The organism is Lachnospira multipara LB2003, from assembly GCF_000702205.1.
Classification (GTDB): Bacteria; Bacillota; Clostridia; order Lachnospirales; family Lachnospiraceae; genus Lachnospira; species Lachnospira multipara_A.
On sequence record NZ_JNKW01000010.1, the window covers coordinates 92,827 to 101,605 of the forward strand.

Sequence of the window (8,779 nt, forward strand, 5' to 3'; positions counted from 1 at the left end):
ATTAGTATTACCAAAACTAAAATCCCCTGCTTATTACTTAAGCAGGGGATTATTATATATATTACTTTCCTAAATATCCCTGATAATTAGCTGTTTCAAGAATATTATTAGCTCTTTCAATTTCTTCCTTTGTTGGAGGTAAGATGCCATCTAATTCATACTTAATTCCAAGTTCTTCATATTTTACAACACCTAAAGTATGGTATGGTAATACCTCAAAACGCTTTACTGTCTTAAGTGTCTTAACAAAATCACGTAAGCCTTCTAAATCCTCAGTGTCATCTGTTACGCCTGGAACTAATACATTTCTAATCCACATATCCTTGTTATTATCTGATAAATACTTTGCTAATTCTAAGATATTCTTATTAGTCCAACCTGTTAATTCCTTATGTTTCTCATCGTCAATGATCTTAATATCAAGTAAGAATGTATCTGTTAAATTCATAAGTTCATCGAATTTTTTAAGATATTCAGGATCTAATGAGAATGGATTACCAGATGTATCTATACATGTGTTAATTCCCTTTGCCTTAGCAAGCTTAAATAATTCAATAATAAAATCCATCTGAAGAAGTGCTTCACCACCACTAACTGTGATTCCACCACCATTTTTCCAATATGCCTTAAATCTAATAGCTTTATCCATGATTTCCTGTGGTGTCATTTCCATGCCACCTTCCATACCCCAAGTCTCTGGGTTATGACAATACTTACATCTCATATGACATCCTTTAAGGAAAACTATATATCTAACACCTGGTCCATCAACAGAACCAAAGCTTTCTAATGAATTAACTCTACCAATTACTTCGCTCATAATAACTCCTTTCATTAATAAAAGCACCAGAAGCGTTAATTTACTCCTGATGCTAAATTGTATACAATATACACTTCTTGTTAAATATATCACATACGCCTTGTTTTTTCAACTCATAGGCATATTTTAATTGTACTAAATACAAGACATTTGCTTAAATTAACTAAATGCTCTCCTAAATAGTGCAACTAGCGCTACAATTGCTAATATTGGGAACACAAAACTTAATGTTGATATCAAAGCAAAGCCTACAATTGCCAATATCAAATAACCTATAATTCCAAAGAACAATCCGAATACTGTTCCAAATACTTTAAATGAAAATATGGCCATTTTAAAAAAGCCTATAAATAATAATAGCATTAGTAATGTTATCATAGATTAATCCTCCAATTTTAAAAATAGACAAAGAGAAGATATCTGTTTTGGAAAGGAATGTGTTTATTAATCTTCCCTTTGCCTATTATTATATTATCAAAAGATTAAAATGACATTAATCATAAGATTAAGATTTTATTAAATATAAAGTGCTTTAAAATGCACTATATTAATGTTCCATTCTCCATGCAATAGTTCTTCTTAAATAATGCACATAATCTGGATTCTTGCACATTCCCTTACCTTCAACATCTGAAATCTTAGCTACATCCATACCGTTACATGCAGTTGTCTTCATTACAATATTAAGAGCATCAACATCTGTATCATTAGCAATATATGTTCCAATGCCAAATGCTACCTTTACTTTGTCTTTAAAGTAAGAATTAATCTCATCAGCCTTCTTAAAGTCAAGACTATCACTAAAGAGTAATGTCTTAGACTTAGGATCAATTCCAAGGCTTTCATAATGTGCAATCATCTTATCACCCCATTCAAATGGGCTGCCGCTGTCATGTCTAACACCACTAAATAATGTTGCATAAGTTAATTTAAAGTCTCGTAAAAAGCAGTCAGTTGTAATTGTATCTGTAAGAGCTGTACCATTTAATACGCCATATTCCTTAACCCAAGCATCTAAAGCATACCAGTTAGAGTATGCTGGATTGTGTTTATGATTTCCCTGACCTACACACATAATCCATTCATGTGCCATTGTACCTACTGGCTTGGTATTAAGCTTCTTTGCAAGATATACATTAGATGTACCTACAAAAGTTGATGCCTTAAAGTTAGCTTTCATAAGTTCCTTTATTGCTAACTCTTGTGCATCAGCTGATAATCTTCTTCTTATACCAAATTCAGAAAATGCGCCTATATTATACTCACCGCTAACAAGCTTATTTACCTTATCTTCTAATCTTTCCTTAAAGCTTAATAAAAGCTTATCGTAATCATATTTCATTCTAAAGTAAACTTCATTAACAATGGCAAGTGTAGGAATTTCATACATTGAAGTATTAAGCCAAGTACCATTAGTTTCTATTGTTAAGCCACATGGGCTGTCTGTTCCAAATGTAAAATCCTCATATCTTGGATGCCATAGACGTAAAAAATCTACATATGATTTCTTAAACCACTGAATAGAAGAAAGATATTCTAACTCTTCTTCCTTAAATCTTAATTCACAATACATCTTAATTTGGTTCTTAATCTCGTCCACCATTTCTTTAGTAAATACAACATCTTTATTTCTGCATTTAAAAGACCATGTTGTCTCATAGCCTGGAAAATGATGATATATTGCCTGCCCCATTGAAAATTTATAAAGATCTGTCTCTAATAAACTATTTATTATCTTATGCATATTTAACCCCTTTCTAACTAGAAAAAAAAGCCTTTTAAATCCTATGTCCAGATTTAAAGGCTCTTTTAAAAACTAGAATCACATGATTATTGTAATTCTATCAGATTTTTTGTCAAATCTAAAGTGAAAAATTTAACATTTTATTAAACATGTTTTCCAATAATATTTTTTGCTAGATCTCGTATCATTTTTTCATAGTCATCGTCTGATATTTTTTTATCTTCAACCTCTACTTTAACAGAACCATCTCTGTAAATAAATTCACCATTTATCTTCATTTCGATATGTCTATTTATTACAGCAATAGCTATTTCAATTGTATCAGCATTCCACATTTCATTACTTCCAACTGTTAGCATTTCAATGTAAAAATCCCCAGCTGAAATATTAAATCCGTGGCTATCATACATGCTCTTTCCTGCTTTATGTATTTTATATTCCATTTCCGTTCCCAAAAACTTTATCAAATCAACATCCATAGCTCTAAATGTCTTACTTGGTAGAACAGCTGGAAGTTCACATATAAACCTGATTCCCGATACATTCTCCATGTTTTTTCACCTCGCAGAAAATGTTATTTATAAACCATTTTTCACATAATCTATACTGTAATTATAACATTTAAATACTTAGTAGTAAACAGAATCTATTCATTCTTTACTACTAATTGTAAATAGACAAGATTCTATTTTTTCAATTTTTAGCATAAAAACAAGGGGCTTGTAGTAAACTACAAGCCCCTTGGCGTCCGAACTATATATATTTAAATTTTATGCTTTTTAAAAATTACATTCTTTCATGGAATGTTCTGCTAATAACATCCATCTGCTGTTCCTTAGTTAAGTCGATGAACTTAACAGCGTAACCAGATACACGGATTGTGAAGTTAGCATACTCAGGCTTTTCTGGGTGTTCCATAGCATCGATTAACTTATCCTTACCGAATACGTTAACGTTAAGGTGATGAGCACCCTGATCGAAGTAACCATCCATTACATTAACAAGGTTATTAACTCTTTCTTCTTCATTATGACCAAGAGCGTCTGGGTTCATAGTCTGAGTATTAGAAATACCATCAAGAGCCCAACCGTAAGGTAACTTAGTTAATGAGTTAAGAGAAGCTACTAAACCGTTCTGTTCTGCACCGTAAGATGGGTTAGCACCTGGAGCAAGTGGAGAACCAGCTCTACGTCCATCAGGCATGTTACCTGTGTACTTACCATAAACTACATTTGATGTAATTGTAAGGATAGATGTAGTTGGCTTAGAATTTCTATATGTATGTCTCTTCTTAATCTTATCCATGAATGTCTTAAGTAACCATACAGCGATGTCATCAGCTCTATCATCATCGTTACCATACTTAGGGAAGTCGCCTTCTGTTTCGTAATCAACGTTGAATCCTGTTTCGTCTCTGATAACCTTAACCTTAGCATACTTAATAGCAGAAAGTGAATCTACTACATGAGAGAAACCAGCGATACCTGTAGCAAATGTTCTTTCAACATCTGTATCGATAAGAGCCATTTCAGCTGCTTCATAGTAGTACTTATCATGCATGTACTGGATTAAGTTAAGTGTATTAACGTAAAGACCAGCTAACCAGTCCATCATCTTATCAAACTTAGCTACAACATCATCATACTCTAAGTATTCTGTTGTAACACGTGGATATGCAGGACCAACCTGATCTCTAGACTTAGCATCTACACCACCATTGATAGCGTAAAGTAAGCACTTAGCAAGGTTAGCTCTAGCACCGAAGAACTGCATTTCCTTACCTGTCTGTGTAGCAGATACACAGCAGCAGATAGCATAATCATCGCCCCAGTAAACCTTCATAACGTCATCGTTCTCGTACTGGATTGAAGATGTATCTACAGAAATCTTAGCAGCATACTTCTTGAAGCTTTCTGGTAACTTTGAAGAATAAAGTACTGTTAAGTTTGGTTCTGGTGAAGGACCCATGTTCTCAAGTGTATGTAAGAATCTGTAATCTGTCTTAGTAACCATTGAACGTCCATCAACACCCATACCTGCAAGGTCACAAGTTACCCATGTAGGATCACCTGAGAATAACTGCTGGTAAGCGTTTGGTCTAGCAAACTTAACCATTCTAAACTTCATTACTAAATGATCGATTAATTCCTGAGCTTCGCTTTCTGTTAATGTACCAGCAGCTAAGTCTCTTGAAATATAGATATCAAGGAATGTAGCAACACGACCAACTGACATAGCAGCACCGTTCTGTGTCTTAACTGCAGCTAAATAACCAAAGTATAACCACTGAACTGCTTCTCTAGCATCCTTAGCTGGCTTAGAGATATCGAAACCATAGCTAGCAGCCATAGCCTTCATACCCTTAAGTGCGTTGATCTGATCCTTTAATTCTTCTCTCTGTCTGATGATTTCATCGTACATTGTACCATCACCACAGTTGTTGAAGTCATGAGTCTTCTCTTCGATAAGGTAATCAATACCGTAAAGAGCAACTCTTCTGTAATCACCTACGATACGTCCACGACCGTATGTATCTGGAAGACCTGTAATAACATGGCTATGTCTAGCAGCCTTCATCTCTGGTGTGTAAGCATCGAAAACACCCTGGTTATGTGTCTTATGATATTCTGTAAAAACCTTGTGCATTTCAGGATCTGGTGTATAACCATTCTCTGTTAATGACTTCTCAGCCATTGCGATACCACCGTAAGGCATAAATGCTCTCTTAAGTGGTGCATCTGTCTGAAGACCTACTACTGTTTCAAGGTCCTTCATTGTTTCATCAATATATCCTGGGCCGTATGCTGTAAGACCTGAAACAACCTTTGTTTCCATGTCTAATACGCCGCCGTTAGCTCTTTCCTGAGCCTGTAATTCCTGTAATCTACCCCAGAGCTTATCTGTTGCTTCTGTAGGGCCTGCTAAGAAACTCTCATCACCATCATAAGGTGTGTAGTTCTTCTGAATGAAGTCTCTAACGTTAATTTCTTCTTTCCAAAGTCTACCTTCGAAACCGTTCCACTGTTCAAACTGTAACATCGTTGAACTCCTCCTTAAAAAGCTATAAAAAATTAATATGTGTGTTATAAGTGTATATTGTATACAACTCCAGTTAAAATAAAAATGTCTCCGCTAAAGCTAATAATTCAATAACTATAACTTTGACAAATCTGTAACAATCTTAACTGCAAATATATAGTAACACCGATTATTCTCTTTTTCAATAGAACTTTATCAAGTATTAAATTTAATACAATACCACTATTCTTACTCTAAACCTGCAAACTTTCTTAAAGCTGGTTCGTTAACAAAGCCAACCTGCTTAGCTTCTTCCTTACCACCCTTAAATAGAATTAATGTAGGAATTGACATAACATTGTACTTCTCTGCAATATTAGGATTCTCGTCAACATCGATCTTAACTACTTTAATTTCATCTGTGCTTGCTGCTACCTTCTCAAGGATTGGTGCAATCATCTTACATGGTCCACACCAAGTAGCCCAAAAATCTACCAATACTGGTTTATCTGAATCTAAAACTTCTGTTTTAAAAGTTGCTTCTGTTCCATGAATAATTTCCATATTCCATTACCTCCATTAAATATTACGAATTTACATTAGTGTGATTTAATTGTGTACAATTATTTTATAACACAATTTAATTGCGAATGCAAGCTTTTTATTTTTTATTTATCCATTAAATGTTTAATTTCCTCTAAAGCTTCCCTATTCTTAGTTGATGTAGCTGTTGGGTTTCTTCTAAGAATCTTTACTAAACTATTAAACTGCTTATTATCTATCATACTTAGTTTATTCTGTTCTCTTGTAGTTGTTTCTTGAATTGCTTTCATTACAGTTTCATCAATTAACTTATCCTTAAGCAATTCTTTTGCCTTATCAGCAATCTTTGAAAGTTCTGCCATCTTAGTTTCTTTAAAGGCCATAACTGAATCTGTTAAATCATTTCTCTTTTCTTCAAAATACTGTTTAACATGAACTTTCTTACGACTAGCAATAAAGGCTAATTCTCTACGTTTTCTATTATATTTCTTTTTATTTTCCTTAAATTCATCCTCAGCAAATGCATATGCAATTTCAAGTTTTTGTGTAACGAATTTTATATGTTCATGCTCTGATGTGATCTTATCAAGCATTGCCTTAAGATCCATAGCTTCATTAAATGAATTTGTAAAATCAACAGACATGTAAATTACTAGTACAAAAGCCACTATTTCTGTAATAAAGTCTGGTATATCAAGAACCATCTTTTCAATTGGACTATGAATAATTTTGACCATAATACAGGAAAAAAGGCCCCAGCATAAACTTGCAATCAAACAAATATGACCATTAATATTAAGAAATCTATTAGAATAATCCCAATATCTTACTCCAAATATTTTTTCCATTAAAGCGCCTGTAAAATATTCCAATACTGTAGCACCCAACATGCCAAGTAAAAAAACAAGAAATACGTTATTTCTAACATTAATAGTGCTAATAAGTATTGTAACAGCTCCTGCTCCATATATTGGCAAAAAAGGGCCGTGTAAAAATCCCCTATTTACCCATTTTTTCTCTCTAGTTGACACATAGCAAGATTCCCAAACCCAGCCTATAAAACAATATAAAAAGAAAAAAAGCAACCACTGTGTTAGACTATAATAATTCATTTAAATTCCTCTCAATATGCCTTATATTTGTTCAATGATATTGAATTTATCTAAACTCTCTTGAACAATTATACATTCTATTATTTTTTCTTCTATATGGCTACAATTTAAAAATAAAATTTCCCTCAAAACTCTTAAGTTTATTTTAACAAAATACACTTGAACTTTCAACCAAACTACCATTAAAATAGAGTATGCACATTTCAATCATTAGGAGGTTTTATGAATATTCATGTTATCTTTACCGGAGGTACAATCGGTAGCTTTGTTGGAAGTAACGATTATATTTCCACTGATAAAGGAAGTCCATATAAATTAATTAACTTATATAAAAAATCATATGCTAACGCAGCAACTATCAATTTTACAACATCTAATCCCTACACACTTTTAAGTGAGAATTTAGATGGCGATCATTTAAGTCTTCTTATTAAGGATGTTAATGAAGCCCTTTCCAATAAGGAATTAGATGGTATTGTAGTAACCCATGGAACTGACACATTACAGTATTCAGCTGCTATTCTTGCCTATGTTTTTAATAACGCTAAGATTCCAATTATACTTGTATCTTCTGATTTTGTCCTTGAAGATCCACGAGCTAATGGTCTTATTAATCTTCATGGAGCAATCGATTTTATTAAAAGAAAAGCTGGAACAGGTGTATTTGTAAGTTACTGCAATAAGGGTGGATTAACAACAATCCATAGAGGAACACGACTTGAGCCGCCTGTTACTCTATCAGCTGATGTGGAAAGCGTTAAAAAAACTAGTTATGCTAACTTTACATCCGGCAATCTAAACTTTAATCCTAATTACAAGGTAGACCCATCTAATATTGAGAGTATTACTGAATTAGGTATCAATAGTGCAGATGTTGTTCTTACTAACACATGTACGGAAGTCCTAAGAATTAGACCTTATGTTGGTATGACATATCCTGATTTAGATGATGTTTTGGAAAATATTGCCCAGGACAACATTATTGATGAAGAAGAAGGTAAAGACGTGTTTAATAATAGCCTTGAAGCTATTTTACTTGAAAGCTTCCACTCAGGTACAATTCATGTTACAAAGGAACTTGAAGCCCTTGCAAAAAGAGCTGCCGAGCTTAACATCCCAATTTACTTAATTGGATTGTCTAACTCTGAAAAAGCTTACGAAACAGTTGAAGATTATAAAAAGCTTGGAATTATACCACTAAATGAAAGCTCTTATATATCACAATATTGTAAATTATGGCTTGCAGCTAGTAATGGACTAAATATTAGAGAAGTAATGTCTAAGTCAATTGCGCAGGACTGGATATAGTTTCAAAAAAATAATATATCTAATAAAAAACACGGATAATCGAATAACGATTATCCGTGTTTTCTCATTCGCAATCCGCTTCGCTCCTTGCTCACGAACGCAGCGATGCTTTCGCATCGTATCATAGAACAGCTTGCTGTTCTATGATTAACAAAAACACTTTATATAACATTCGCAATCCGCTTCGCTTCTTGCTCACGAACGCAGCCGATGCTTTCGCATCGTATCATAGAA

At 33.5% G+C, this 8,779-nt stretch carries 8 protein-coding genes; 1 reads left to right on the plus strand and 7 read right to left on the minus strand.

Annotation, left to right across the window (positions count from 1 at the left end):
- Positions 1–61: 61 nt before the first annotated feature.
- The 7 genes from pflA to T537_RS0107545 form a co-directional block, all read right to left on the minus strand.
- Positions 62–820: a pyruvate formate-lyase-activating protein gene (gene pflA, locus T537_RS0107515; RefSeq protein WP_031557012.1), complete on the minus strand. Its 759-nt coding sequence runs from the start codon at positions 818–820 to the stop codon at positions 62–64.
- A 159-nt stretch (positions 821–979) separates the two neighbouring features.
- Positions 980–1,198, minus strand: coding sequence for a hypothetical protein (locus tag T537_RS0107520; RefSeq protein WP_027438543.1), 219 nt, complete (start codon positions 1,196–1,198; stop codon positions 980–982).
- Between the two features lie 169 nt (positions 1,199–1,367).
- Complete coding sequence (pncB, locus tag T537_RS0107525; protein ID WP_031557013.1) at positions 1,368–2,564, minus strand: nicotinate phosphoribosyltransferase; 1,197 nt, start codon at positions 2,562–2,564, stop codon at positions 1,368–1,370.
- 143 nt (positions 2,565–2,707) lie between these two features.
- Entirely contained in the window at positions 2,708–3,115 is a 408-nt protein-coding gene (locus tag T537_RS0107530) for a hypothetical protein (protein WP_027438541.1), read from the minus strand.
- A gap of 235 nt (positions 3,116–3,350) precedes the next feature.
- Entirely contained in the window at positions 3,351–5,603 is a 2,253-nt protein-coding gene (gene pflB / locus T537_RS0107535; RefSeq protein WP_031557014.1) for a formate C-acetyltransferase, read from the minus strand.
- Positions 5,604–5,831: 228 nt separating this feature from the next.
- Positions 5,832–6,146 (minus strand): thioredoxin, encoded by a 315-nt coding sequence (gene trxA, locus T537_RS0107540; RefSeq protein ID WP_027438539.1) that lies wholly within the window; start codon positions 6,144–6,146, stop codon positions 5,832–5,834.
- Positions 6,147–6,250: 104 nt separating this feature from the next.
- The gene (locus T537_RS0107545) at positions 6,251–7,237 is read right to left on the minus strand and encodes a putative ABC transporter permease (RefSeq protein ID WP_031557015.1); all 987 of its coding nucleotides are present in this window, start codon (positions 7,235–7,237) and stop codon (positions 6,251–6,253) included.
- Positions 7,238–7,459: 222 nt separating this feature from the next.
- Between T537_RS0107545 and T537_RS12450 the strand changes: the two genes are divergently transcribed.
- Positions 7,460–8,545 carry an asparaginase domain-containing protein gene (locus T537_RS12450; RefSeq protein WP_051637186.1) on the plus strand — a complete coding sequence of 362 codons (1,086 nt, stop codon included), beginning with the start codon at positions 7,460–7,462 and terminating at the stop codon, positions 8,543–8,545.
- The last annotated feature ends 234 nt before the right edge of the window (positions 8,546–8,779 follow it).